The sequence below is a fragment of the Micromonospora sp. DT62 genome (genome assembly GCF_049847285.1).
GTDB classification, from domain to species: domain Bacteria; phylum Actinomycetota; class Actinomycetes; order Mycobacteriales; family Micromonosporaceae; genus Micromonospora; species Micromonospora reichwaldensis.
Genome location: NZ_JBNCOB010000036.1, coordinates 1 through 24,049, shown reverse-complemented (window position 1 = coordinate 24,049; position 24,049 = coordinate 1). Strand labels below are relative to the sequence as shown.

Below are 24,049 nucleotides of genomic sequence, written 5' to 3'. Positions count from 1 at the left end.
GCCCCGGGGGCCGGCCTCGAGGGCGCGCCGGGCGGCGGGGTGCCTGCCGACCCCCCCGCCGGGGCGGGGGCGGCAGCGACCGTTGGCGGCGGCCGGCGGCGTGGGTGCGCGGGTACGTCACGCGTACAGCTTCATCGGGCGGTACTTCTGCCGGGGGAAGATCTTGTCCACCTCCGCGTTGGTGAGCCCGAAGCGGCCCTGCGCGACGGCCCCGTAGACGTTGAACATGTTGTTGTACTCGGGCACGTCACCGGAGTCCAGGTCGGACAGCCCGTTCCAGGTGCCCAGCAGCGAGCCGGCGAGCTTGCGGCCGGAGAGCACGGTGACCACCCCGCCGTGGCCGTGGTCGGTGCCGCCGCCGTTGGAGGCGACCCGCCGGCCGAACTCGCTGGAGACCATGATGGTCACGTCGGCCGACTTCTCCCCCAGGTCGGTGAAGAACGCCGCCATGGCGCTGGCCAGCTCGTTGAGCCGCCGGTGCAGCTGACCGCCGTCGCGGGTGCCCTGGTTCTCGTGGGTGTCGTAGCCGCCCATGCCGACGGTGGCGACCCGGACGTTCGCTCCGCCCTTGATGAGCTGGGCGAGCTGCTGGAACGCGTAGCCGACGCCCTTGTACTCGACGCCCTCGGCCGCCTGGTACGGCTTGGCGGCGAGGCGCTGCGCGGTGGCCAGCGCGCCCAGGCCGTCCTGCACGGCGTCCTGCACCGGGTGGTTGATCCCGGTGAAGAGCCCCTTGATCGCCTTCTCGGTCGCGGCCCGGTACCGGTCGTCGCCGTTGAGCCGCAGCGAACCGACGCTGTTGAGGGAGAGCGCGCCGTTGTTGCCGACCAGCGACCGGGGCAGCGTGCTGCCGATGCCGACGCTGCGGAACGCGGTGCCCGTGCCGAGCGCGTCGACCAGGCTGTCCAGCCAGCCCCGGCCGGCGGTCTCGCTGGGCAGGCCGCCGAGGTTGCAGGCGTCCGCGGCCTGGAAGTGGCTGCGGGACAGCCGCTCGTCGGAGACCGCCGGGACGAAGCCGAGGTTGCCGCTCTTCAGCCACTTCTCCAGCGGCTTGAACGCGCTGGTCAGCTTGAAGCCACGGCCCACGGCCAGGGAGTCGTCGCCGAGCAGCAGGTCGGGGCGGGCCTTGGCGAGCACCGGGTCGTCCGCCGGGGCGACCAGGCTCAGCCCGTCCAGCCCACCGTAGAGGAAGACGTGGATCAGGGTGCCGGTCTTGGTGGCGGCGAACGAGGCGGAGGTGGTGACGAACTGGGCGGTCGCGAGGGCGGTGGCGGTGGCGGCGGCGCCGGCCACGAACGTCCGCCGGGTCACGCCCCGACCGTCCTGCTGGGCCTCCTCGAGGTCCTCCAGCCGCCGGTAGCGGTCGGCCTCGGCGGCGTTCTCGGCGGCGACGATGTCGGCCTCCGCCCGCAGCAGCGCCTCGGCCGGGTCGTCGGCCAGCCGCCGCAGGTCGGGGCATTCGGGGTGCAGGGGGAACGTGTGCACAGTCTTCTCCATCGGGTGCCTCACCGGAGGTGGTGCTGGGGGGAAGCGAGGATCGCCCGCGCTACGGCGGTGACGGCCCCGTCGAACGTGGCGTCGACCTTGTCGCCGGCAGCCACGCCGGCCACGCCGAGGATCAGGGACCGTTCCCTGGCGCTCAGCTTCTGACCCACCAGCCGCAGGGCCAGCGCGTCCACGTACGCCCCGGCCGTGGCCGGGGGCCGGGCCACCAGCTTCTCCGGCGGGGTGTAGGTGAAGACGGTGCGTCGGCCGGCGAGCAGCTCGCCCGCCTCGTTCCAGCCGTGGACCATGGTGCCGGCGGAGGTCCAGGCCACGTAGACGTCCGGGTAGCCGTCGGGGGTGGGCTGGCCCATCGGGTACTGGCCCAGCTCGCGCATCCTGTCGTGGATCTGCCGCAGCCCCCGGGCGTACGGGGTGCGCTTGTTGTCGCCGTTGTCGTGCTTCGGCGACGCCTCCGGGGACACCCCCAGGGCCCGGTACGTGGCGACCAGGTACTCCATCGGCCGGCGCACCTTCTGGCCCACCGCCGCCCAGAACTCCGAGGAGCTGAACAGCGTCATCAGCACCGGCTTGATCATGCCCTTGTTCAGGCTGTACGACTTCGCCAGCCGCTCCACGAGGGACTTCGGCGGGGTGTCCGAGACGAACCGGGTGGCCAGGCTCTGCGCCACGTACTTCGCGGTGGACGGGTGCAGCGCGATGTACGTGATGTACGCGTCGATGGCCGCCTCGGCCTTCTTCGGGTCCTTCGAGGCGTTCGCGTGGGTGAAGCCGAGCACCTTCACCTTGCCGACGTAGTGCCGCTCGGGGCGGAACACGTACTTCCCGTCGTTGACGCCCCGGCCGGTCTGGAGCAGGGCCGCCTGCCGGACGTCCTTCTCGGTGTAGCCGCCGTCGACGCCGACCGAGTACAGCTCCAGGTTCTCGCGGGCCAGGTTCTCGTTGACCGCGTCGGCGCGGGAGTCGTTCTGGTTGAGGTAGAGCAGCAGCGCCGGGTGCCGGTTCGCGGCGAGCAGCATCTCGGGGTAGCTGCCGAGGGCGTGCGCCCGCACGACGTCCCGGTCGAAGGACGCGCGGTAGACCTCGCCCCCGTCGAAGTCCGCGGCGACGTGCAGGAAGTCGTTCCAGAAGTCGACCATGACCTCGAACAGCTGCCGCTGCGACCAGATCTGCCGGGCGATGGTGGCGTCCACCATCTCCTTCTCCGGCTGCGCGCCGCGCTCGTTGAGCTGCTCGCGCTGCTCGCGCAGCTGCGCGGTGCCCAGCTTCAGCGTCGGCAGGTCGGCGAGCTTCAGCTCGGCCTTCGTCGGGGCGATCTTGTCGGGGTCGAGCTGCCAGCGCAGCCAGCCGTCGATGCCCCGCTCCTTGATGTCGGCGACGACCTGCCTGGTGGCGCCGAAGGTGGCCCGCCGGGCCAGGTGCAGGATCGGGTCCTTGGCGAGCACCGTCTTGACGGTCACCTTGGTCTCCGCGGCGGCGGCCGCCGGCCCGGAGAAGGTCCGGCCGCCGGCCGGCGCGTTCTTCTTCAGCGCCTCGCCGGCCCGGGAGCCCATGTAGCTCTCGTTCTGCTCGGTGTAGGTGCGCACCGTGCTCGGCTGCTGGCCGCTCGGCCGGGCGGGGGTGCCGTCGGTGACCGTGGTGCCGGTGGCGTCGCCGGCCACCGCCTCGTCGCCGAAGAGGCTGCGGATCTGCGGGGTCATCGCCAGGGCGGCGCCACCGGCGACCACGGCCGCGGTGCCGCCGAGGGCCACGAGGGCCTTGCGCCGGCCGACCTTGGGGCCCGGCTCGTCGCCGTCGTCCAGGTTGGGCAGTCCCGGGCCGGCCGACGGCGCGGCGGTCTGCCGCGCGAAGCCCTCCGGGCCGACCCACTGCGGCCCGCGCGCGGCCGGGTGCCCGGCGTGCGCGTACTGGCTCTGCGTGTCTTCGGGGTGTCCACCCTGGTGCGGGGCGCGCGCGTCGTGGCCGTACGGGGTAGGGGCGTAGGTGCCGCGGTGACCGTCGCCGGCGGCGGGGTACTGACGCCCGTCCCATCCACGATCGTCCCGCGGTTGCCGTGGTGGCACATTCTGGTCGGCCATGTACCAATCCATTTCTGCTGCGCCGCGACGACTGGCACCGGGCACGGGGGCAGGTGCGGCGACTGGTGCCTGAGGGGGTTGCCACCGGAAGGTAATGAAGCGTTCAGGTGCCTTCAAGCAGCACCGGAAGCCCCCAGGACGGCACTTAAGGCGCCGCTCAGCGCGGGTCGGCGGCGCCGGAACTCGGCGCGGCCCGGCACGGACCTCGCGAGCAGGGCGTACGCGGCACGGCACGGGCCGGACCCGGCCATCGCGGCCGACCCGGCGCGGGAGGCCCCTTTCATCGCCACAGGCAAATTTAAGGTTCGGCTAAGCCTGTGCTGAGGCGCTCCCCCGCGCACCGGGGCGCGGCCGGACGGGCGTGGGCCGGGCGCGGCGGCAAAGTAGCAGCAGGACGGGAGCGTGAGCCGCCGCCGCAGCGGGTATGCCGCCGAACCGCTGAACACGTGAGGGGAAGGCACATGCTCAGCAAAGAGGATCAGCGCAGGTTCGAGCAGATCACCCGTCAGCTCCGGGAGAGCGATCCGGCGTTCTTCGCCCGGCTCGACAACCGGGCCCGGGCCCGTCGCGGCCGATGGCTGATGCTGTTGACGATCGTGCTGTGGGCCTCGCTGCCGGCGATGACCGTGCTGGCCGGGCGACTGGCCGGGGCCGTCTGCGCGGTGGTCCTGGTGGCCAACGCGGCACTCATGTGGCGGTTCCGCCGCCGCTGGCTGTGAGCCGGGGCCGCGTACCGTTCCGCCGGCGGTCTCACCCGCCGAGGAGCCGGTACGCCCGCCGCAGCCGCTCCAGGAGACCGGGCCCGCCGATGGCGGGGGCCGGAGCGCCGAGCTGCCGCAGCAGCAGGTCCGGTCCGGTCGACAGGCTGGGTGGCCGGTCGGGCAACGGGACCGGCGGCAGCCAGAACCGGTCGACCGCCTCGGCCAGCGGCGCCGGCGGCAGGCCGGCGAGCGCCCGGGACGCCCCGACCGGCGGGACGGCCTCGGCGTCCCGCCCGGCACCCGATACACCGCCGTCCCGCGTGGACTCCGCCGTCGGCGCCACCGCACCGCCCAGCGCGGACGGCTCGGCCGGCGGAACGGCACCGTCCGCCATGGACGGAGTGGCCGGCCCGGCACCGTCCGGCAGGGACGGCGTCGCCGGTGCGGCCTCGGTCGCGGCCGGCTGGTCGTCGGCGCCTGCGGCGTCGGCCCGCAGGACGCGCAGCCGGTCGAGCAGCTGCGTCCGGCTCCGGCCCCGCCAGTGCAGCAACTGGAACGGGTCGGCGTCGAACGCCTCCGCGAGCAGGTAGAACGTGGCCGCGAGATGCTTGCAGGGAACGGCGTAGTCGGGGCAGCTGCACCGCTGACGCAGCTCCGCCACGCCAGCGGGGAAGAGCGGGGCGCCGGCCCCCGCGAACAGCTCCTCCAGTTCGGGGGGCAGGTCGCCGGCGAGCAGCCGGGCGCTGAAGAACGCCTGGGCGGCCAGCTCCGCCTCCACGCGGGCCCAGATCGCCTCCGGGAACGGCGGCAGCGCGATGCTCACCTCGTACGGCTGCGCGCGGGAGCCCTGCACGGCGGCGCCGACGGTGCCGGGGGCGACCTCCAGGCGCACCACCTGTCCGGCCCGCGCGTACGACCGGCCACGGGTCAGCCGGGTGCCCAGGGCGAACGACTCCAGCACCTCCAGGAAGCGTTGGGACCACCAGGACCGGCCGATGGCCCCCCGGGTGCTGCGGGCCCGCAGCCCGCCGTCGACCCGGCGCGGCCGGCCGTAGTCGGCGAACCGGCCCTTGGCGCCGCCGTCGCCCTGCGCCTGCCCGCTCACTCCACCACCGCCCCGGCCTCCAGGGTGAACAGCTCGCGCAGCTGCGTCGTGGACAGCTCGGTGACCCACTGCTCGCCGGTGCCGACGACCGAGGCGGCGAGGCTGCGCTTGTCGGCGATCAGCGCCGCCACCTTCTCCTCCACCGTGCCGGCGCAGACGAACTTGCGGACCTGCACCCGGCGCCGCTGGCCGATCCGGAACGCCCGGTCCGTGGCCTGGTCCTCGACGGCGGGGTTCCACCACCGGTCGACGTGCACCACGTGGTTGGCCTCGGTGAGGGTGAGCCCGGTGCCGCCGGCCTTGAGCGACAGGACGAAGATCGCCGGTCCCCCCGGGGACTGGAACCGGGTCACCATGGCGTCCCGGTCGGCCTTGCCGACCCCGCCGTGCAGGAAGAGCACCTCCCGGCCGAACCGGGCCGACAGGTGCCCGCGCAGCATGCCGCCGAACTCGGCGTACTGGGTGAAGAGCAGGGCCCGCTCCCCCGCCGCGAGGACCTCGTCCAGGATCTCCTCCAGGCGGGCCAGCTTGCCGGAGCGGCCGGGCAGCGCCGAACCGTCGCGCAGCAGTTGCGCGGGGTGGTTGCAGACCTGCTTGAGCCGGGTCATGGCGGCGAGCACCAGCCCACGGCGCTCGATGCCGTCGCTGGACTCGATCCGCGCCATCATGTCGTCGACGATCGCCCGGTAGAGCGAGGCCTGCTCGGCGGTGAGGTTGCAGAGCACCTCCATCTCCAGCTTCTCCGGCAGGTCGGAGATGATCGAGGAGTCGGTCTTGAGCCGGCGCAGCACGAACGGGCCGGTGATCCGGCGCAGCCGCTCGGCCGCCTCGGCGTCGCCGTGCCGCTCGATCGGCTCGGCGTACTTCTTGCGGAAGGTCGCCGCCGGCCCGAGCAGGCCGGGGTTGGCGAACTGCATGATCGACCAGAGGTCCGCCAGCCGGTTCTCCACGGGCGTGCCGGTGACGGCGATCCGGTGCCGGGCTGGCAGCGCCCGGACCGCCTCGGCCTGCCGGGTGGCGGCGTTCTTGATGGCCTGGGCCTCGTCGACCACCACCCGCCGCCAGTCGATCCCGGCCAACTCGACCGCGTCGCGGGCCGCGACCGAGTAGGTGGTGAGGACCAGGTCCGCGTCGTGCACGGCCGCGCCGAACGCCTCGCCCCGCGCCCGCTCCGCGCCGTGGTGCACGTGTACGCGCAGCCCCGGCGTGAACCGCGCCGCCTCGCGCTGCCAGTTGCCCACCAGCGACATCGGGCAGACCAGCAGGGTCGGGCCGGCGTCCGGCGGGTCCCCGGCGAGCAGGGCGAGCAGTTGCACCGTCTTGCCCAGCCCCATGTCGTCGGCGAGCACCGCGCCGAGTCCGAGGGACTGGAGGAACGCCAACCAGGCCAGCCCCCGCCGCTGGTACGGCCGCAGCGTGCCGTGGAACCCCGGCGGCGGGTCCAGCGGGGCGAGTCGGCGCTCCACCGCCCCGGCGAGCAGGTCGCCCAGCGCGCCGTCGGCGCCGACCTCCAGCACCGGCAGCGCGTCCGGCTGCTCGGCGTCGGCCAGGCCGAGCCGGAGCAGGTCGGCGACGGTCAGCTCGCCGGTGGAACGGAGCAGCCGCAGGCCGGCGGCGAGCCGCTTCGGGTCCAGTTCCACCCACTGCCCGCGCAGCCGCACCAGCGGGGTCTTCAGCGCGGCCAGCGACGCCAGTTCCTCGGCGGTGAGTGGCTGGTCGCCGAGGGAAACCTCCCAGCGGTAGTCGACGAGGGCGTCCAGCCCGACGCCCCCGGCGGTGGCGGCGACGGTGCCCGGGGCGGTCCGGCTGCGGGCCTGCAACCGGGCGCCGAGCCGGGACGACGGGCGCCGCCACCAGGACGGCAGCAGCACGGCGAACCCGGCGGCGTGCAGCACCGGCGCGCCCTCGCGGAGGAACCGGTGCGCCCCCTCGACGTCCAGTTCCAGGGCCTCCGGCGTGGCCGTACGCAGGGCGCTGTCCAGCTCGGGCCAGAGCCGGCTGGCGCGCCCCAGCTCGGCGAGCAGGGTCTCCTGCGGGTCGTCGCCGCGACCGGCCAGCCCGGCGACGCTGGCCGGCGCCCGCCAGACCTGCCCGGCGTCCACGTGCAGGCTCGGCTCGGCTGCCGCCTGGAGCCCGAACTCGATCCGCCACCGCCCGGCCGGTCGCGCCGTCGCCGCCGGGTCGGCGGGCACCACGACCACCGGCTCGGTGAGCTCGTCGGCCGGCGGCTCGACCAGGCGGAAGCTGGCCCGCACGGCGCCGCCGGCCGCGTCGCGCTGCCAGGCGTCCAGTTCGGCGCGGAGGGTGTCCAGCGCGGCCGAATCGGCGGCGAACTCCCGTACCGGCCCGGTGAGCGCGGCCAGCCAGGCCGGCACCGCGCCGTTCGGGCGTACGCCCCGGGCCAGCGCGGTCTCCGCCAGGGCCGCCCGGACGGCGGCGTCGGTGAGTGCGTCGAGCGCGTCGGCGACCAGCGCGCCCGGCGCGTCGACGGCGGCCGGCGCGGGCCGGTGGCGTCCGGCGGGCGGGCCGGGTCGCGCGCGGCGAGCGACGTCCCGGCCGGACGGGGTGCCCGCCCCGGCGGCGGCACCGGGGTCGCCCGGTTCGTCCGGCCCGGTGGCGGCGCGGGCGGCCGGGGGCAGGGCCAGCGCCAGCGCCCGGGCCCAGGCGGCGTCCGTGCCGGTCAGCAGCGGTCGCCAGACCGCCCGGGCGCCGGCCTCCGCCCGCTCCCCGCCCGCGCGGGTCCGGCCCGGGGCCGGAGTAGCCGCGCAGCCGCCGCTGGCCGCCCGGGAGCGAGCCGCCGGGGGCGCCTCGGCGAGGCCGGGCAGGACCCGGCCCCGGGCCGCCAGGTCGACCGCGAAGTCGGCCAGCTCGGCGAGGTGGCGCAGGGTCGCGCCCGGCACGGCGGCCACCGCGTCGACGCCGCGCAGCAGGGCCAGGGCGGCGTCGGGGGCGTACCAGAGGACGGGCACCCGCCAGCCGGCGAGGGTGACCGGCCCGCGGGCCGGCCCGGCGACGTCGGCGCGGACGAGTTCCGGGGAGTCCAGCGGTGCGCCGACCCGGGTGGGGAGGGTGAGCAGGGCGGTGCCGAGGTGGGCCGGCTCGGCCGTCGCGGCCAGCGCGGCGACGAGCGCGGCCTGGTCGGCGGCGAACGGGTGCGGCCGTTCCCGGGGCGCCCGGCCCGGGCGGCGCGGCGCGTGGGCCGGCAGCGCGCTGTCCTCGGCCCAGACGGCGAGCCCCACGCCGGACCGCCAGACCCCGTGGACGACCAGCACGCGTTCCCCTCCTCGCGACGACCCCGGCGAGGATATCGGTCCGGGCCCGGCGGCCCCGGCCAGCACACCGTCAGCCGTCAGGACGAGCGGGCGGCGGGCGGCCCGGGCGCCGTGGCCGCCGGGCGGCGGGGATAGGGTCGGGCGCGTGTACGACCTCCTCGTGATCGGCGGTCTCGGCGTCGACGTGCGCGTGCGGGTGCCCGCGATCCCGCTGCCGGCCGCCGACTCCGTCACCGTCGACCCGATCGACCTGCGGATCGGCAACACCGGCGCCGGGGTGACGCTCGCCGCGCACGCGCTCGGGCTCCGGGTGGCGGTGGTCGACGTCATCGGTGTCGACCCGGCCGGCGACGTGGTCCGCGCCGCGCTGGCCCGCACCGGCGTGCACGCCGTGCTGGGCGACGCCCCGGCCGGCACCCGGCGGTCGGTGAACATGGTCGACCCGGCCGGCCGGCGGATGTCGCTCTACGACCCGCGCCCCTGGCACGGGCCGGCCCCGTTCCCGGCGGCCGAGGTGACCACGCTGGTCCGGCAGGCGGCCCACGTACATCTGTCGATCATGGATTGGACGCTTCCCCTGCTACCCGCCCTGCGCGCGGGGCTGGCCGGCGGGGCCGTCCTCTCCACCGACCTGCACGACTGGGACGGCGGGAACGCCTACCACCGGCCCTTCGCCGAGGTGGCCGACCTGGTCTTCGTCAGCGGGGTCCGGCTGGGCGCGGCGGCCGGCGCGCTCGCCGCCGCGCTGGCGCCCCGCACGGTGCTGGTGACCCGGGGGGCGGACGGCGCCGAGCTGCACACCGGCGGGGGCGCACCGACGGCGGTGCCCGCCGCCGCGCCGCCCGCACCGGTCGTCGACACCAACGGCGCGGGGGACGCCTTCGCGGCGGGCGTGATCGCCGCCCGGCTGCGCGGCGCGGCGCTGACCGACGCGGCGGCGTACGCGGCCCGGGTCGCCGCGGCGGCCTGCACCCACGACGGCATGGAGTATCCGCCCGACCTGCTGCCGCGTCGCTGAGCCCGCTGTGCGTCGGCGCGCCCGGGTCAGGGTCGCCGCGCCGGCCGGCGGCGGTCAGAGCGCGCCGGTGGCGCCGTCGGTCAGCTCGCGGAGGATGTCGGCGTGCCCGACGTGCCGGGCGGTCTCCTCGATCATGTGCACGAGGATCCAGCGGAGCGAGACCTCACCGAGCTGCGGGTGCGGCACGACGTGGTCGAGGTCGAACCGGCCGGCGACCTCCCGGGACCGGGCGCAGGCCCGCTCGTACGCCGCGGCGAGCCGTTCGACGGTGTCGTCGTCGGTGAGCGTGAAGCTCGCCGCCGCGTCCTCCTCCGAGGTGAGGTACACGTCGCCCGGGCCGGGGGCGAGCAGGCACGGGAACCAGTTCCGCTCCACCAGCGTCAGGTGTCTGACGAGGCCGGCGACGGTGGTGGCCGAGGGCACCAGCCGGCGGGCCGCGTCGGCGTCGGAGAGCCCGCGCACCTTGCGCAGCAGCACGCCCCGGTGGAAGTCGAGGAACGATTCGAGCACGGCCCGCTCGTCGCCGGTGCGCGCCAGCACCGGGCCGAGCGTGGGATCGATCGCCATCTCCGCCATCCACCGACCCTAGTGCCGGGCCGCCCCGGCCCGCTGCCCCGCTATCCGCTGCGGGGTCCCCCCCGGGCGGGGCAGGATGGGGCGCATGGCATCAACGGCAGAGATCCCCCTGGTCGGTGGCGTGGCCGACGGCGAGACCGTCACCGTGGAGCTGGACCCGAACGGTCGCCCGCCGCTGACCCATCACCACCTCGGCGCGAAGGGGCTGGCCGAGGCGGAGATCTACGAGCTGGAGTCCGTGGACGCCGACGCCGACCGGTGGCGCTACCGCTGGCGGGGGCCGGCGGTCTGAGCCGCCGGGTCAGACCGCCGGGGCCAGGGTGCGGGCGCGCAGGCTGTCCAGCACGGCGCGGGTGACCTGGGAGGTTCCCCGGGCCTCGTCGCACACCTCGGCCACCCGTCGGGCGGTGGCCTCGGCCCGCTGCTCCCGCTCGTCCCAGAGCCGGTCGACCTCGGCCAGCAGCGGGCCCTCGACCTCCCGCTCCACGCCGCGCAGCGCCGGCACCCCGAGCCGCTGGGCGAGGTCGAAGACCTTGCCGGCGTACGGCAGCGGCAGGAACGGCGTGCCCGCCATCGCGGCGAAGATCAGGAAGTGCAGCCGCATGCCCACGGCCAGGTCGAAGTGGCGCATCAGCCCGAGCACCTGCTGGGGCGAGTAGGTGCCGTGCAGGATCCGGCCCCGCTCGGCGGCGACCATGTGCGACAGCACGCCGTGCGAGTGCCGGATGTCGTCGCGCTCCATCGGGACGAAGAGCACGTAGGCGTCGATCCGGTGCACCAGGAAGTCGCCGATCTGGGCGAGCAGGCGGTGGTAGCCGTCGACGTCGAGCCGCTCGGCGGCCCGGCCCGGTTCCCGCACGCTCATCCCGACCAGCCGCTTGCCGGCCGGCACCCCCTCCTCGCGGAGCAGCTCCGCCGGGAAGTCCTCGGGCTCGAGCAGGAACGCGGGATCGGCGGTGACGGTGATCGGGTTGAGCAGCCCCGCCTCCTCCAGCACCATCCGGGACTCCTGGTCCCGTACGGTCACCTGGGTGGCGCTGGCCAGGGTCTCCCGCACCATGCCGGTGTCCACGTCCTCGCTGAGCGGCCCGACCCCCACCGCGTACGTCAGCAGCGGCAGGCCCCGCTCCTGGGCGACCCGGACCACCCGCAGGTAGCGGCGGGCCTCCCGGTCGTAGAGGATGCCGCCGCCGCCGAGGATCAGCACGTCGAGCTGGGCCAGGACCAGCGCCGAGTCGGTCCGGCTGATCCCCTCCCAGGGCACCGCCTCCACGTCGGGATGGGCGATCCTGGTGTGCTCCGGGTTCCGGGAGAAGACGATGATCCGCCCGTTCGGCTCCTGCTCGCGCAGATCGGCCAGCAGACCGCTCAGGATCGCCTCGTCACCGAGGTTGCGACCGCCGTACGAGCCGAGCACACCGATGGTCAGTCCGCCGCCATGCCTCATCCGTCGCTCCTCCCCAGGTGCGTCCGGGGCGGGGTTCCCGCTGCGCCGGGGAACACTCCTGACGGGTTCAGCCGGCCGGGGAGATCCGCTTCGTCATCTGCTGGGCGGCCACCCGGTAGCCGAGGCTGTGGTAGAGGTGGATGGCCCCGGTGTTGGAGCCGAAGACGTTCAGCCCCAGCTCGGGCACCCCGAGGGCGGCGAGTTCCGCCTCGACGAGCTCGATCATCCGCCGCCCGTACCCCTGTCTGCGGTGTCCGGGATGCACCTCGACGCTGTTGAGCCACGCGGTGTGGGGCCCGGCGGGGCCGCCGGGGAGCCCCACCCAGATCCACCCCACCTCGACGTCGCCCACCCGGGCCGTGCGGAGCAGGGCGCCGGCGCTGTCGACGCCGTCGGGGAGCTGTTCGCGCAACTGGGTGGTGGCCCGCTCCAGGGCCGCGGCCGGCGCCAGGCCGCGATCGGTGACCATCGCCTCGGCGTACGAGCGCACGAGCGGCTCCCGCACCCGCGCGAACTCCTCGGCCGTCATCGGCACCAGTTCCACCACGCCGCCTCCCTGTGTCGGAGTCACCGGTCGACACCGCCGACCAGCCGGGACACGAACGCCACGACCACGTCGTCGGGGTCGAATCCCGCCTCAATGGACGTGCCGAGCAGATCGAGCAGCAGTCCGTCCACGGCGTAGTGCAGCAGAGCGACCTCGAACGCGCCACCCGGTAATCCGGCGGCGAGGTGGAACGCGACGTCGTCGCGGTAGCCGCGCCGCAGGGTGTCGCCGAGGATCCGGGCCAGGTCGGGGCGGCGGGCGGCCTCCAGCCGCAGCTCGATCAGCGCCCGGCGTCAGCCGGGCGGCGACACCGGGTGGGTGAGGAACGGCAGGACGGCGGCGGGCAGCGCCGGCGAGACGACGACGTCGTAGTGCGTGAGCCCCGGCAGCACGGCGAGCCGGGAGGCCGGGCGGTCGGTGCCGTCCCCGCCGGCGTCCCGGTGGCCGCCGCCGAGCAGCCCGAAGAACTCCACCACGTGCGCGGCGCTGACCGAGTCCGCGTCGGCGAAGACCAGCAGGGTGGGCACGGCGAGGGCGGCCACCTCGGCCGACCAGTCGTAGTCGCGGCGCAGCAGCTCGCCGGTCTTCGCCCAGAGCCGCGACCAGTCCCCCGGCCGGGGCGCGACGCGGGCGTAGAGCGCGTGCGGCGGAGTGCCCCGCATCCGCTCGCCCGCCTCCTCGTCGGGCTCGGGCATGCCCGCCAGCACCTCCGGATACCAGCCCAGCCGCCGGCACGGCGCGGAGACGACGACCAGCCGGCGCACCAGCGCCGGGTGCTGGATCGCGGTACGCAGCGCCACGCCGCCGCCGAGCGAGTAGCCCAGCACGTCGGCCTCGGCCAGGCCGAGGTGCGCGATCAGCGCCGCGACGTCGTCGGCCATCGACTCGTAGCGCAGCGGACGGTCGACGTCGGCGGTGCGCCCGTGGCCCTGGAGGTCGACCGCGATCACCCGACGACGCGCGGCCAGCGCCGGCAGGATCGGCGCGAACGTCTCCACCGACCCGAAGCCGCCGTGCAACAACAGCAGCGGGCGGCCGGCGCCGTGCTCCTCGTGCCACAGGCGCAGCCCGGCGACCTCCGCGTAGCTCATCGCCCCATCCAACCCGGCCCGCACGACGTACGCGGCCGATCGGCAGTACGGGCGCGCCCGGCCGTGCTCTCCCTGGCACGGGACGGGGCGGCCGGGCTGGCCGTGCGCTACAGCCGCTTGCGCATCTGGATGGCGGTCGCCTCGAAGCCCAACTGCTCGTAGAGCCTGCGCGCGGGGAGATTGAAGCCGAAGACGCTCAGGCCGATCGAGACGACTCCCCACTCCCGGCACCGCTGTTCGACGGCCTGGAACATGGCCCGCCCGTGGCCCCTGCGCCGCAGTTCCGGTCGCACCTCGACGTCGTAGCAGAAGGCGTGCGGCCCGTCCGACTTCTGTTCGACGTGCAGCCAGAGCATGCCGACCTCGTCGTCACCGTCGTGGGCCGTCCAGAGATGGTGCCCCGGCGTGGCCAGACCGTCGGGCAGGAGCTTCGCGTAGTCCTCCTGGGCCTTCCGTTCGGCCTCCGGCGCCGGCAGCGCGCCGGACTCGGCGATGTGCTGCGCGTAGCTCGCCTCCGCCCGCCGCCGATACCGGAGGTACTGCTCGGCGGTCATCGGCTCAAGTCTCAGCGTCGCCACCCCGACACCGTATTTCAGCCGTCCGGCCCGCATCGTCCGACGAGGACAAAGAGGACGATCCGCAGCCGTCCTGCTCCACAGCCGTCCTGGCCGACCCGGTCGTTCCGGCTAGCCCGGTCGCACGCACGGGTCGGTGACCGTACGGGTCGCGCTCTGCGCCGTGCGGCCGTCCGTGGCCGTCGCCCGTACCGACCAGGTCAGCGTCGGTGCGCGCAGCCGCCCGAGGCTCGCCCGCGCGGTCGATCCGTCCACCGTCATCGCCCGGGTCGACGTCCTGCCCCCGGCGGGTGTCCAGCGAACCTCGGCGCCGCCGAGCGCGGCACTACCGGTGGCCTGCACCACCAGGGTGTACGTGTCCGATCCGCACCGCACGTGGGCGGTGGCGGAGACCGTGAACGCCGCGGCGACCTGCGGTGTGGCGGTCGGCCGGGGCGCGGTCGGAGGCCTGGACGGCGCAGCGGTCGGCGACGGCGCGGGGCCACCCGGCACGGCGTCGGGCGCGTCAGTCCGGGTAACCCCGTCGCCGTCCGCCGGCGTGACCACGGGTCCGGGCGTCGGACCGACGGCGCCGGCCGACGGCGGTTCGGCGGCCCGCGTGCCGGTCACCGGGGCGGTGCCCGACGGCAGCGCGGAGGCGGGCGTCACCGGGTCGCCGGCCGCCGGTCCGTGCGTTTCCGACACCGGCTGGCCGGCGGCGTCCTGCGCGGCGGTCGGGCGCCCGGGTGCCAGCGCCCAGGTCCCGAGTGCGGCGAGGAGGATCAGCAGAGCCACGGACGCGGCCACCTGTCGGCGGTGCCGCCTGCGATTCGCTGGCGAGGACGTCCGCACGGGATGCGCCGCACCGCGCGACGCCACCGCGCCACCCGGAGCGGCTGCCACATCGTCCGAGGACGCTGCCGCCACACCGGCCGAGGACGCTGCCGCCACACCGGCCGGGGTCACCGGCCCGTTCGCTGCGGGCGTAGGCCCGTCGACCGCGCCATCCGCCGCGGGCGCGGGCCCCTCAGCGGCCCCCTGTGCCTGTCCGGTGTCCCCCATCCCGGGGAGTGCCTCGGCCGGCGGCGCCGGTTCGGCGGACGACGCCGGACCGGCCGGCGAGGCCGGACCGGCCGGCGACACCGGGGCCGGCGCCGCCGGATCGGCGGCGAGCGCCGGATCGGCCGGATCGGCGGGCAGCGTCGGGTCGGCCGGCGCGGGGTCGGTCGCGACCGTGCCCGCCGGATCGGTCCCCGCGCCGGCTGCCGGATCGGCCGGGGCGCCGGTCGCGGCCTCGGCCAGTCGCGGCCACACCGAGTCGGCGACGACCAGGAAGGCCGGCGCCGTGTACGCCGACAGCAGCGCGGCCGGGCTGAGCTGTTCCCGCCGGAGCAGCCCGCACACCGCACAGCTCTCGATGTGCCGCGACACCCGCTTGCGCAGCGTCGGGGTGAGGCGGCCCTGCCAGCCGTCGATCAGGTCGGCGAGACTCGGGCAGTCCCGGGCTCCGGTGCGGGCCACCAGCAGCGCCCCCAGCGCCCGTTCGAGCTGCGAGCGGGCGCGGGACAGGCGGGCGTGCGCGTGGTTCGTGGGCACCCCGAGGGCCGCGCCGATGTCGGCGGACGACAGGTCGTGGCGGATGGCCAGGTGGACCACCTCACGGTCGCCCGGGTTGAGCGCCGCCACCGCGGTGTGCACCAGGTCGCGTACCTGATCGGCGTTGACGCCCGTGCCCGGGTCGGCGATGTCGGCCGCCGGCTCGCCGGCCTCCTCCAGCGGCAGGGAGCGGGACCGCTCCCGCAGCTGCCGGAGGCACTCGTTGCGCACGATCGCGTACAACCAGGAGCGCAGCCGGTCGGGCTCGCGGAGCTGGTCGATGCGCTGGCTGGCGGTGAGGAACGCGTCGTGGACGGCGTCCGCGGCGGCCTCCGGTTCGCGCAGCATGGTCCGGGCGTACGTGTAGAGCCGGTCGGCGTAGCGCCGGTACATGCCCTCCAGCCCGGCCCGCTCACCACGGCGCACCGCCTCGACCAGCGTGAAGTCGTCCTGTGCCGCCGTGTCCATCGTGTCCCTCGCTGCTCGTCGACGGGTCCAGTAAAGCGGCGGAATATTTTTCTCCGAAGTTTCTGTTGGCATCCCGACCCGCCCCGACTCCTACCGGTGTCATCGCGACGAACAACCCGAAGGGAAGACACCATGCGAGAAGGATCGAAGCACATCCGGTGGGCGCGTCGGACGGCCACCGTTGGCGGGGCCGCGCTGAGCGCGCTCGTCCTCGGCCAGCTTGCCCTCGCCGGGCCGGTGGCGGCGGTGCCCGGCCTGAGCGTCAAGACGACGACCGGCCCCAGCAACAGCAGCGCGAAGACGCAGAACGCGACCTGCCCGACCGGCACCAAGGTCATCGGCGGCGGCGGCGCGATCACCGGTTCCGGCCTCGGGCAGGTCGGCATGGACATCATGCGCCCGCTGATCGGCGGGGACGCGTACTCGGTCACCGGCCGCGAGGACGAGAACGGCGTCGGCGGAAACTGGGCGGTCACGGCGAACGCCATCTGCGCCACGCCGCCGGCCGGTCTGGTGATGGTGTCCGGCAGCTCGGCGCCCAGCTTCGGCACGTCGAACTGGTTCGAGAAGTCCTGCCCGGCAGGCAAGCACGCCATCGGGGTCGGTGGGGCGGTCGTCGGGGCGTCCAACAGCGAGGTCGTGCTGGAGGACCTGCGCATCCACCAGAACAGCGTCGTCGTGGCGGGCGCCGAGGACGGCACCGGATTCGCCGACACGTGGTGGCTGGACGCGACCGCGATCTGCGCCGACCCGCTGCCCGGCGAGCAGCGCGTGATCGACGACAGCGTCTACAGCTCCGCCGCCACCCGGTCGATCACGGCCACCTGCCCCGCCGGCACGCGCGTGCACGGGGTGGGCGGCGAGATCCTCGGCGGCGACGGGCAGGTGCGCCTGACCCAGATGCGGGCCACCACCTCGACCGTCGTCACCGTCTCCGCCGCCGAGGACGAGAACGGTTTCAGCGGCACCTGGAAGGTGCGCGCGTACGCCGTCTGCGCAAGCTGATCCACCACGACAGCGGGCCGCCGGACCAGCCGGCGGCCCGTTTCGCGTACGGGTTCCGCGCGTTGTCGTCGTGCACGGTCAATCGTCACGGGGGCCTGGTGAACGGCTCTAGAATGGGGCGACGACCAACCGCCTGACCTGCGAACAGTCCGCACGGCAAGGATGGATGCCCATGGACTCGGATTCAGATGACGTGACTCTCAGCCCTGCGGAACAGGAAGTACAGAACAAACTCCTGCGGGCGCTCGAAAAGGTGCAGACGATCTCGATGGCGCTCAACCGTGTCGAGCATCTCCTGAATCCCGCCAACCCGTACACGCCGGCCATGAACACACCGCCGGTGAAGGCACTGTTGGCCGAGGTGGATCCCGGCAGCAGCGCCGAGACGCAGCGGGACGCCATGCTCAGACTTCAGGAGAAACTCACCATCGCCAGGAACGAGTACCAGAAGGTGATGCAGGAGGCGGCGAAGTTCTCGTCATAACCAGCGCGAGCCGACGGAGGCTCAGCACCGCACCACGTAGCTGGAGCTGTAGTTCCAGGTCAGGGTGGCGTAGGAGAACCACTCCCGGTGCCAGTACCGGATCGTGGCGGTCGGGGTGGTTCCCTGGGTAGGGACCCAGCGTTGCCCGACGTACCGCTCGGTGACCGAGGAGGCCGGTGGCGTCATGTCGGCGTTGCTGGTGCAGTGGGCGGTGCCGGAGGCGCCGGTCGTCGCGAGCGTCGTGCTCAGGGCCAGGGCGATGCCGTTGCACTTGGCCACCAGGCTGTTCCGGTAGTACAGGATGGACGACCCGCTCGGCTGCTGCGCCATCCAGTACCGGTAGGTGAAGCTTCCGTTGCTCCGGCTCCCGATGAACGTCCAGGTCGTACCGATCGACGGGTTGGCGGGGTTCGGCTCGAAGAACCCGTTGGTGGAGCAGAACGCGTCGCCAGGCCCGGCGGACGCGGGGGCCGCCACCACCGTGGGGGCGGCCAGGCCCAGGATCAGCCCGAGGATCAGGAGCAGGGCCGGTGGACGACGACGGGGGCGGGAAGCGAGCGGGACCTGGCGGGGGGACATGGGGCCACCTCCAAGACGGGGTCGCCGGCTCGGCTTCGGCGATGAGGTCGCCGGCTTCGCTTCGGCGCCGGGATCGCTCCCACGAGCGTAGGGCTTCCGTGTCCTGGCGGGGCCCACTGACGATGATCCGACAGCCGGCCGGACACCGTGAAACGAAGCGGGCCGCCGGTCATCCGGCGGCCCGTTCCCGTGCTGGTCAGAGTGTGGGCGCGGCAGGTTTCGAACCTGCGACCCCTCGCTTGTAAGTTCCATGATGCGCCGTTCAAGCACGACTGTGAGCGTCCATCAGTACAAGCTAAGCACGCAGGTGCCCCTTGTCGATCATCGCTGAACGCGGGTGAACGAGACGACTATTGAGACGAGGCGGGGGCAGGCTCGCCATCCGACTTAGCCTTGATGGCGCGACCTCGGATGAGGTGTTCGACTGAACAACGAGGTACGTTCGCGCTCGGCTCGAAACCTTGCAACGTATGCCTCAGTAATGTCATCTCTCAACTGCTTCGGCAGTTCAGAGCGGAAGGATTTGACGACCCTAACCACCCTGAACGCTCTTCTCGCGATATCAGTAACGAGGACAGTGGAAATAACAGTGAGGCCTTGAGCCACAACATAGGCAACACTTATGGCCACCGGATCGAATTGAACATCCGGAACATAGGGAAGCGCGTAGAGGGGGGGGCAGTAAGGGCACCCGTCACGCCGTAAATGATAGTCGTACGCAAAATGGTGCTGTTCAGTAATTCAGACAATGATTCGGGATCCGATATATACCGTGCCGCAATCACACCTTCCGACTCAATGCGCTTACGCCATCTCCGCCCACCCTTGCGGTCAACAATACGGGCAATCGGCACCGTGATGAGATTGGTCAAGATCCCGATGGGTATAGCGAGCACTAGAGCGAGCAACCAAGGCAAGTCCACGGGCAGCCCCTTCAGATAACAGCGACGAGCATCCCAGCGCTTGGTCCAGATCGCAACCACGACGTTCGCAATTCGCTGACGCGCCAAGCGAACCTCATCGACTGTCGGATACCTGATAGCCGGAGTCCGCTGAATCTAGTAAATGAGACTGCTGATGCAACACTTACGGCAGACAGGGCAAGGCGGGGTTGCTACCACAGCCGGGCGGCGCGAAGGCGTACGGTGCCTCCGTGCCAGACCTCAGGCTTCTCGCGAAAATCTATGCCTCTCGGGCGAGACGGACAATCCGCAACCGTCGTAGCGAGTGGCTAGGCGCAGCCCATGTCTCACGCTGGGAACCAACAGAACGGGTCCTAGTTCGGGAGGCCCCTGGCCTGATGCGTTTAATCGACAGACGGCGATACCGGCGACACCGACGTCGGACGTTGCGTCAGAGCCGGCGCCTCAACCAAAAGTACATTCCAGGAAAGTTCGCCCTAGCATTTTTGGCCCTCATTGCCACCGCAGCCGCCACCATTGCAGGATCCTATTTTCTCCTGACTCGACTTGCCGCCAGTGGCAACGACTCGGCTGCCAACGGGGCTAGCTTCCGCTTAGAGACGGTGAAGGTTTCCCTCACCGTTGCAGGCGGTTTAGGCGCGCTAACCGCGCTCTTGGTAGCCTATCGCAAGCAGCGCGCGGATGAGATTGGACACGTAAGGGAACAGGATCGACTATTCACGGATCGATTTACTGCCGCCGCCGGGCAGTTGGGCCACGAGAAGGCAGCCGTGAGGCTAGCGGGAGCATACGCTCTTACTCGGATTGCAGATGACTCGCAGCGCGATAGAGACACTTGCCTGAATACTCTCGCCGCGTATCTACGCATGACACCCTCAGATTCGAGCAGCGCGTCGCAGTACGATCCCAGCGAAGGAAATGTAAGACAATCGATGCTGCACTGCATCATAGAACGGCTCGACATTAGCCGGCCGGATATATTTTGGGACCAGGCATACCTCAACCTGAGCGACACGCGCCTACCCGATCTCAACCTCTCCTTAAGTCACGTGCAAGCCTTCGCAGCATTCGACGGATCAGTGATCGAGGGCAACGTCAAGATAGTTGACGTTGCAACCGGCGCGCCACTCCAATTCAAAGGCTGCCGTTTCATTGGGAAAGTCGAAAGTATATTCCACTACGAGATCGCTTCGCTCGTCTTCACCGGGTCGACTTTCGAGCGCGGATTGACAGCTTTCGCAGGATGGCGGTGCGAGCAGTTCATTGACCTGCAAGAAGCAACGATTCGCGGCAGCCTTCTTATAGAGCACCAAGACTCAGATGGGATCGACGTTTTCCTGCAGGGAGCCGACCTGACCGCTGTTGGCCGAGACGATCAAGGCAACCCAAGAATTGATATTCGTGCCAGCCGCGTCGTCTACGACAAGCGAACAGCCTGGCCGCGAGACTTCCAGCCGCCCCGCCGGTGGCACAAGGCAGAGGCCCATAGCTTCTTCACCGGATCCATCCCTGGCTGGCGGCGCACCACCGACCACAGCTCCTGATCTCGGCCGCGGTGCATTACCCACTGGCAACCCGAACTGGCGGGCAGCCACGATGACCTCCCGGCCGTACGTTCCATGACGGCCTGTCCGCAGAGGTCCGCCGCCATCCATCACCAGGAAAAGATCGAGACCTTTCGCCGTCTCCGACCCGCCGTGAACATCACTGAACGAGATGACAGATGAGACGACGGACGAGGGCGCGGAGGTTGCTTGCCCCGGCCAGAGCGAACACCAGGAGCGACTGGCAGCGCCGGCTGCGCCCTCTGAGCGTCGTACTCCCGTCGTACCGTCTCACCGTGACTCTCGCCGATGTAACCCGTGCCGCTGTCCTCGCCGCCGTCGAGGAGTTCGACCGCGTCGGCTGCGGCGAGGTCCTGAAATCGGCCGGCTTCGGCCGATCGAGGGCCTACTACCTGGACTACGGCGGGCGGCTCTACGACTCCAAGCCCATCATCGGATACACGCATGGCGTAAGCACCGGCACGCCCTGGGAGGCGAAGGAATTCAGCGGTGGAGACAAGACGGTAGCGCAGCGAATAGACACGCTGGGATTTAAGGTCGCGTTTCTCCCCAACCCCGACTGGACTCGTGACGAGATCGTCCTCGCCTGCGAGCTGGTCAAGGCCAACGGCTGGCGTCAACTCGACGCCAATAATGAGCGGGTAAGGTCCCTGTCGAAGTTGCTGCAGAGCCCAGCGATCCACCCTGGTCGCCGAAACCCAGACTTCCGCAAACCTGCTGGCGTCGCGCTGAAGTCGTACCACATCGTGGCCGACAGCAGCAACGAAACCCAGCTCGACAAGCTGGTACGGGAGGAGTTTCGTGCCAATGCGGTAGAGATGCGAGCGTTGGCTGCTCGAATCCGAGAACTCCTCCGTCAGGAGATCGTGGCGGACCTGAGCGTAGCGGCGAACAATCCAAACGTTGACGAGATGTCGTTCCGAGAGGGCGGGCTAGCCTTACGCGCCCACTTCCGCCGCGAGCGGGATCCCAAGCTTCGGAGTCGGAAAATCGTCGAAGCCCAACGCCGCGGCCTAGCGATCATCTGCGAGGCCTGCGGGTTCGACTTTGAAGGGGTATACGGCAATCGCGGTCGCGACTACATAAAGTGCCACCACCAGACCCCGTTTCACGTCACAGGCGAAACTGATACACGGCTCAGAGACCTCGCCCTAATCAGCTCCAACTGCCACCGGTTGATCCATCGCAGGCAACCCTGGCTCATGGTTGAAGCGCTCAAAGCACTCATAACCGCCCGTTAATTCCCATAAGCAGTACTACTGTGATCAGCCGGCCAAATCGATCCTTCCCCGCGCGCGCCAGCAGCGGTGGTCAAGCAACTGTCGGCAATCAGCTCCTAGGCATGTCGTGGCCCTTCGCGTCCCAGGATCGTGGGTATGGTGTCAGACCCCCCATATACCCTCATGCCATGCCGGAGGCACCTGTGGCGAAGGAAGCACGAAACAAGCCGTATCGAGCATTGACAAACATGAAGTTTGTAATTGCCGCGGGAGTCGTGTTCATGATTGGATTTTATTGCCTCTATCTCGGCGGCGAGGAAACTCGCTTCTGGCGGAGCAACCAAGGTTTGCGAACTGTAATGGAACAACTCGGAGGCCTACTCATCACATCTTCCTTGCTCTCAACGCTTTGGGAGCTTGTAGGAAAGCGAGCTTTTGCCCGAGAAGTACTTGAAGACACGCGCATATCAGCCGAGATTGAAGCATCAGGCCTAAGGCGAATAACTACCCAGTTCTTCGACGATCCAGCGTGGGAACAGTGCTTCAAAGGGGTCCAGAAACTGGACATATTCGCGGCATATGCACAAACGTGGCGAAACATGAATCTCGCCCGGCTGCAAAAGGCCGCAGCCCGCTCCAACGGCCGCATTCGCATATACTTGGCCGACCCCGAAGATGAGTTCACCATGACAACGCTCTCGAAACGGTTCGCCATGGATCCCGAGGAGCTGCGACGCCGCATCTGGGCCACCAAGGAAGGCTTTGAGGAATTGCGGATAGAAGGCGGCGCTTCAATCGAGGTATTTTTCTGGCCCGGTGACCGTGTATACACGTTCTACCGTTTCGACAATCGCGCAATAATCTCAATGTACAAACACAATAAAGGTCGGTCACCGATCCTTCCCACCCTCATGTGCGAGTCGGGTGGTTCACTCTTTCAGTTCGCCTACGATGAACTTCGCGCAATTCGCGACGACAGCAGGCCAGCAACCGCACCACGGCGAGATGCTGCGACCGTAACACAGATTATGAGAGGCACGGGATCATGACAGTGGCAACCCATCTTGCAAAGAGCGACCTGGACGAGGGTCTTTGCCTCGAAATCGCAGAAGCGGGCAGGTTTGCTTGCGACATCGAGACATCCGGCTTGAATCCACTTGAGCACCGTATCGGCACGGTACAGATTTTTGCGCCGGAGGTAGGAGCCGTAGTCCTTCAGGTGCAGGACCGTGTTCCCCATAACCTCTGTCAACTTATCGAGGACACCCAAGTACAAAAAGTGTTTCATCACGCCATGTTCGATTTACGATTCATAACGACCCACTGGGGCGCAACCCCGAAGAACATCTCGTGCACCAAGATTGCGTCGAAGATTATCTGCCCTAACGTGGACAACAAATTGCACTCACTTCAGAGCCTCCTACAGCGGCGCCTAGGAGTGTGGATTAGCAAAGACCAGCGACTGACCGATTGGCTGACGCCTGAGCTAACTGCTGATCAAATCGGTTATGCCACAAGAGACGTGGAGCACCTGCTACAACTACTGGACAGCCTCACGGAAGACTTGACGGCGGCAGGCCTCAAAGAATTGTTCGACCAGTGCATCGCCTTCATTCCCTCCCGGGTGCAGCTTGAGGTGGGCGGATGGCCAGATGTCTTCTCTTATTGAGCGAAAGGCGCACAAGTCCTTGTGGTCGAGCATCGACTCTCGTCGTGTTGGGTTCGCTCCAGCACGACTGCAAGCCGGAACTCCGAGACAGTGACCACTCCCACCCGCAACTCGTGAGGTCCTGTGCACTCGCACCCTGCCGTTTCACCTGGATTAGCTCAACGTCGACATATCGTTGTGCCGAGGAGGTCGTCTGCGAGGCGGGGATTAACGATGCGTCCTTTGGTGACGGCGGCGATTGCGGTGAGAGTCCGATGAGTGCGGCAGGAATGTCGGCTCGTTGGATTACCTGACCGGGACCGATGAAACGTCGCGCAACCAGCAGTCCCGCCCTCGTGCGCTTCAAGACCTGCATGGCTTGCCGACGCGTCCGCAATTAGCCATGGCGTAAAGTCATGCTCGAACGCATCAACCGCACCCCTCAAGACGCAATTTTCGGTAGCGATTCCGCAGAAATAGAAATGATTCTAACCTCGCTGCTTGAATAGCGCCATGCCCTCCGGCGTAAAGGGGCTATAGATTTTCTTGTCGAGCACCACACCCCGATCTACAAAATGCAGCTCAGGCACAATGAGCCCTTTTCATCGTGATGGGCCTGGTCACGGTGGGTGCGGGGAAGGGTCTGTCGACATAGGAGGAGGCTCCCGG

20 protein-coding genes and 3 pseudogenes are annotated in these 24,049 nt (G+C 70.7%); 9 read left to right on the top strand and 14 right to left on the bottom strand.

All coding sequences use genetic code 11. The annotated features are described in order from the left end of the window. Positions 1 to 117 precede the first annotated feature (117 nt). Together ACPXCB_RS29755 and ACPXCB_RS29750 are read right to left on the bottom strand one after the other, a co-directional pair. The gene (locus tag ACPXCB_RS29755; protein ID WP_425879275.1) at positions 118 to 1,485 is read right to left on the bottom strand and encodes a DUF1501 domain-containing protein; all 1,368 of its coding nucleotides are present in this window, start codon (positions 1,483 to 1,485) and stop codon (positions 118 to 120) included. 20 nt (positions 1,486 to 1,505) lie between these two features. Beyond that, entirely contained in the window at positions 1,506 to 3,581 is a 2,076-nt protein-coding gene (locus tag ACPXCB_RS29750; protein ID WP_425879273.1) for a DUF1800 domain-containing protein, read from the bottom strand. A 461-nt stretch (positions 3,582 to 4,042) separates the two neighbouring features. On the opposite strand from ACPXCB_RS29750, the gene ACPXCB_RS29745 reads away from it, so the two are divergent. Then, the gene (locus ACPXCB_RS29745; protein ID WP_121400370.1) at positions 4,043 to 4,300 is read left to right on the top strand and encodes a DUF3040 domain-containing protein; all 258 of its coding nucleotides are present in this window, start codon (positions 4,043 to 4,045) and stop codon (positions 4,298 to 4,300) included. Between the two features lie 31 nt (positions 4,301 to 4,331). On the opposite strand, the gene ACPXCB_RS29740 is transcribed toward ACPXCB_RS29745, so the two are convergent. The 3 genes and pseudogenes from ACPXCB_RS29740 to ACPXCB_RS29730 all read right to left on the bottom strand — a co-directional run. Continuing rightward, positions 4,332 to 5,387, bottom strand: a complete 1,056-nt coding sequence (locus ACPXCB_RS29740; RefSeq protein WP_425879271.1) for an SWIM zinc finger family protein — start codon at positions 5,385 to 5,387, stop codon at positions 4,332 to 4,334. Next, positions 5,384 to 8,095, bottom strand: a pseudogene (locus ACPXCB_RS29735) (SNF2-related protein); the annotation flags it as partial. The pseudogene ACPXCB_RS29735 and the gene ACPXCB_RS29740, both read right to left, overlap by 4 nt. A 74-nt stretch (positions 8,096 to 8,169) precedes the next feature. Continuing rightward, a pseudogene (locus ACPXCB_RS29730) lies at positions 8,170 to 8,659 on the bottom strand (ATP-dependent helicase); the annotation flags it as partial. A gap of 145 nt (positions 8,660 to 8,804) precedes the next feature. Here ACPXCB_RS29730 and ACPXCB_RS29725 point away from each other — a divergent pair. Further along, positions 8,805 to 9,677, top strand: a complete 873-nt coding sequence (locus ACPXCB_RS29725) for a carbohydrate kinase family protein (RefSeq protein WP_425879269.1) — start codon at positions 8,805 to 8,807, stop codon at positions 9,675 to 9,677. Positions 9,678 to 9,731: 54 nt separating this feature from the next. Here ACPXCB_RS29725 and ACPXCB_RS29720 read toward each other — a convergent pair whose 3' ends face one another. After that, entirely contained in the window at positions 9,732 to 10,253 is a 522-nt protein-coding gene (locus ACPXCB_RS29720) for a DinB family protein (protein ID WP_151455182.1), read from the bottom strand. An 85-nt stretch (positions 10,254 to 10,338) separates the two neighbouring features. Between ACPXCB_RS29720 and ACPXCB_RS29715 the strand changes: the two genes are divergently transcribed. Further along, positions 10,339 to 10,545, top strand: a complete 207-nt coding sequence (locus tag ACPXCB_RS29715) for a hypothetical protein (protein WP_425879267.1) — start codon at positions 10,339 to 10,341, stop codon at positions 10,543 to 10,545. A gap of 9 nt (positions 10,546 to 10,554) precedes the next feature. On the opposite strand, the gene ACPXCB_RS29710 is transcribed toward ACPXCB_RS29715, so the two are convergent. From ACPXCB_RS29710 to ACPXCB_RS29685, 6 genes are all read right to left on the bottom strand, one after another. After that, the gene (locus ACPXCB_RS29710) at positions 10,555 to 11,700 is read right to left on the bottom strand and encodes a polysaccharide pyruvyl transferase family protein (RefSeq protein ID WP_425879266.1); all 1,146 of its coding nucleotides are present in this window, start codon (positions 11,698 to 11,700) and stop codon (positions 10,555 to 10,557) included. Between the two features lie 67 nt (positions 11,701 to 11,767). Continuing rightward, on the bottom strand, positions 11,768 to 12,247 hold the full coding sequence (locus ACPXCB_RS29705) for a GNAT family N-acetyltransferase (protein ID WP_425879265.1): 480 nt from the start codon (positions 12,245 to 12,247) through the stop codon (positions 11,768 to 11,770). Between the two features lie 20 nt (positions 12,248 to 12,267). Further along, a complete protein-coding gene (locus ACPXCB_RS29700) occupies positions 12,268 to 12,528 on the bottom strand; it encodes a hypothetical protein (RefSeq protein ID WP_425879321.1) in 261 nt (86 codons plus the stop codon). Positions 12,529 to 12,540: 12 nt separating this feature from the next. Then, positions 12,541 to 13,338, bottom strand: a complete 798-nt coding sequence (locus ACPXCB_RS29695) for an alpha/beta fold hydrolase (protein WP_425879263.1) — start codon at positions 13,336 to 13,338, stop codon at positions 12,541 to 12,543. Between the two features lie 107 nt (positions 13,339 to 13,445). Then, complete coding sequence (locus tag ACPXCB_RS29690; RefSeq protein ID WP_425879261.1) at positions 13,446 to 13,916, bottom strand: GNAT family N-acetyltransferase; 471 nt, start codon at positions 13,914 to 13,916, stop codon at positions 13,446 to 13,448. Between the two features lie 108 nt (positions 13,917 to 14,024). Next, on the bottom strand, positions 14,025 to 15,956 hold the full coding sequence (locus tag ACPXCB_RS29685) for a sigma-70 family RNA polymerase sigma factor (RefSeq protein ID WP_425879259.1): 1,932 nt from the start codon (positions 15,954 to 15,956) through the stop codon (positions 14,025 to 14,027). Between the two features lie 132 nt (positions 15,957 to 16,088). Between ACPXCB_RS29685 and ACPXCB_RS29680 the strand changes: the two genes are divergently transcribed. Together ACPXCB_RS29680 and ACPXCB_RS29675 are read left to right on the top strand one after the other, a co-directional pair. Continuing rightward, positions 16,089 to 16,961 carry a hypothetical protein gene (locus tag ACPXCB_RS29680; protein WP_425879258.1) on the top strand — a complete coding sequence of 291 codons (873 nt, stop codon included), beginning with the start codon at positions 16,089 to 16,091 and terminating at the stop codon, positions 16,959 to 16,961. 172 nt (positions 16,962 to 17,133) lie between these two features. Beyond that, complete coding sequence (locus tag ACPXCB_RS29675; protein ID WP_425879256.1) at positions 17,134 to 17,445, top strand: hypothetical protein; 312 nt, start codon at positions 17,134 to 17,136, stop codon at positions 17,443 to 17,445. A 21-nt stretch (positions 17,446 to 17,466) separates the two neighbouring features. Here ACPXCB_RS29675 and ACPXCB_RS29670 read toward each other — a convergent pair whose 3' ends face one another. Then, positions 17,467 to 18,024: a hypothetical protein gene (locus ACPXCB_RS29670; RefSeq protein ID WP_425879255.1), complete on the bottom strand. Its 558-nt coding sequence runs from the start codon at positions 18,022 to 18,024 to the stop codon at positions 17,467 to 17,469. A 1,348-nt stretch (positions 18,025 to 19,372) separates the two neighbouring features. Between ACPXCB_RS29670 and ACPXCB_RS29665 the strand changes: the two genes are divergently transcribed. The 4 genes from ACPXCB_RS29665 (at position 19,373) to ACPXCB_RS29650 (ending at position 23,401) form a co-directional block, all read left to right on the top strand. Then, positions 19,373 to 20,491 (top strand): hypothetical protein, encoded by a 1,119-nt coding sequence (locus tag ACPXCB_RS29665; RefSeq protein ID WP_425879253.1) that lies wholly within the window; start codon positions 19,373 to 19,375, stop codon positions 20,489 to 20,491. A gap of 296 nt (positions 20,492 to 20,787) precedes the next feature. After that, positions 20,788 to 21,753, top strand: a complete 966-nt coding sequence (locus tag ACPXCB_RS29660) for an HNH endonuclease (RefSeq protein WP_425879252.1) — start codon at positions 20,788 to 20,790, stop codon at positions 21,751 to 21,753. A 167-nt stretch (positions 21,754 to 21,920) separates the two neighbouring features. Then, positions 21,921 to 22,781 (top strand): hypothetical protein, encoded by an 861-nt coding sequence (locus ACPXCB_RS29655; RefSeq protein WP_425879250.1) that lies wholly within the window; start codon positions 21,921 to 21,923, stop codon positions 22,779 to 22,781. Next, a complete protein-coding gene (locus tag ACPXCB_RS29650) occupies positions 22,778 to 23,401 on the top strand; it encodes a ribonuclease D (protein WP_425879249.1) in 624 nt (207 codons plus the stop codon). Before ACPXCB_RS29655 ends, ACPXCB_RS29650 begins: the two co-directional genes overlap by 4 nt. A 241-nt stretch (positions 23,402 to 23,642) precedes the next feature. Here the strand turns inward: ACPXCB_RS29650 and ACPXCB_RS29645 are convergent. Further along, positions 23,643 to 23,973 (bottom strand): annotated as a pseudogene (locus ACPXCB_RS29645) (isochorismatase family protein); the annotation flags it as partial. Between the last annotated feature and the right edge of the window lie 76 nt (positions 23,974 to 24,049).

What these genes read in the sequence shown, in the direction of transcription:
- ACPXCB_RS29750 (WP_425879273.1), bottom strand. Translation starts at nt 3,581, where the DNA reads ATGGCCGACCAGAATGTGCCACCACGGCAACCGCGGGACGATCGTGGA.
- ACPXCB_RS29715 (WP_425879267.1), top strand. Translation starts at nt 10,339, where the DNA reads ATGGCATCAACGGCAGAGATCCCCCTGGTCGGTGGCGTGGCCGACGGC.
- ACPXCB_RS29670 (WP_425879255.1), bottom strand. Translation starts at nt 18,024, where the DNA reads ATGTCCCCCCGCCAGGTCCCGCTCGCTTCCCGCCCCCGTCGTCGTCCA.
- ACPXCB_RS29650 (WP_425879249.1), top strand. Translation starts at nt 22,778, where the DNA reads ATGACAGTGGCAACCCATCTTGCAAAGAGCGACCTGGACGAGGGTCTT.
- ACPXCB_RS29685 (WP_425879259.1), bottom strand. Translation starts at nt 15,956, where the DNA reads ATGGACACGGCGGCACAGGACGACTTCACGCTGGTCGAGGCGGTGCGC.
- ACPXCB_RS29720 (WP_151455182.1), bottom strand. Translation starts at nt 10,253, where the DNA reads ATGGCGGAGATGGCGATCGATCCCACGCTCGGCCCGGTGCTGGCGCGC.
- ACPXCB_RS29745 (WP_121400370.1), top strand. Translation starts at nt 4,043, where the DNA reads ATGCTCAGCAAAGAGGATCAGCGCAGGTTCGAGCAGATCACCCGTCAG.
- ACPXCB_RS29655 (WP_425879250.1), top strand. Translation starts at nt 21,921, where the DNA reads ATGCCGGAGGCACCTGTGGCGAAGGAAGCACGAAACAAGCCGTATCGA.
- ACPXCB_RS29710 (WP_425879266.1), bottom strand. Translation starts at nt 11,700, where the DNA reads ATGAGGCATGGCGGCGGACTGACCATCGGTGTGCTCGGCTCGTACGGC.
- ACPXCB_RS29675 (WP_425879256.1), top strand. Translation starts at nt 17,134, where the DNA reads ATGGACTCGGATTCAGATGACGTGACTCTCAGCCCTGCGGAACAGGAA.
- ACPXCB_RS29695 (WP_425879263.1), bottom strand. Translation starts at nt 13,338, where the DNA reads ATGAGCTACGCGGAGGTCGCCGGGCTGCGCCTGTGGCACGAGGAGCAC.
- ACPXCB_RS29680 (WP_425879258.1), top strand. Translation starts at nt 16,089, where the DNA reads ATGCGAGAAGGATCGAAGCACATCCGGTGGGCGCGTCGGACGGCCACC.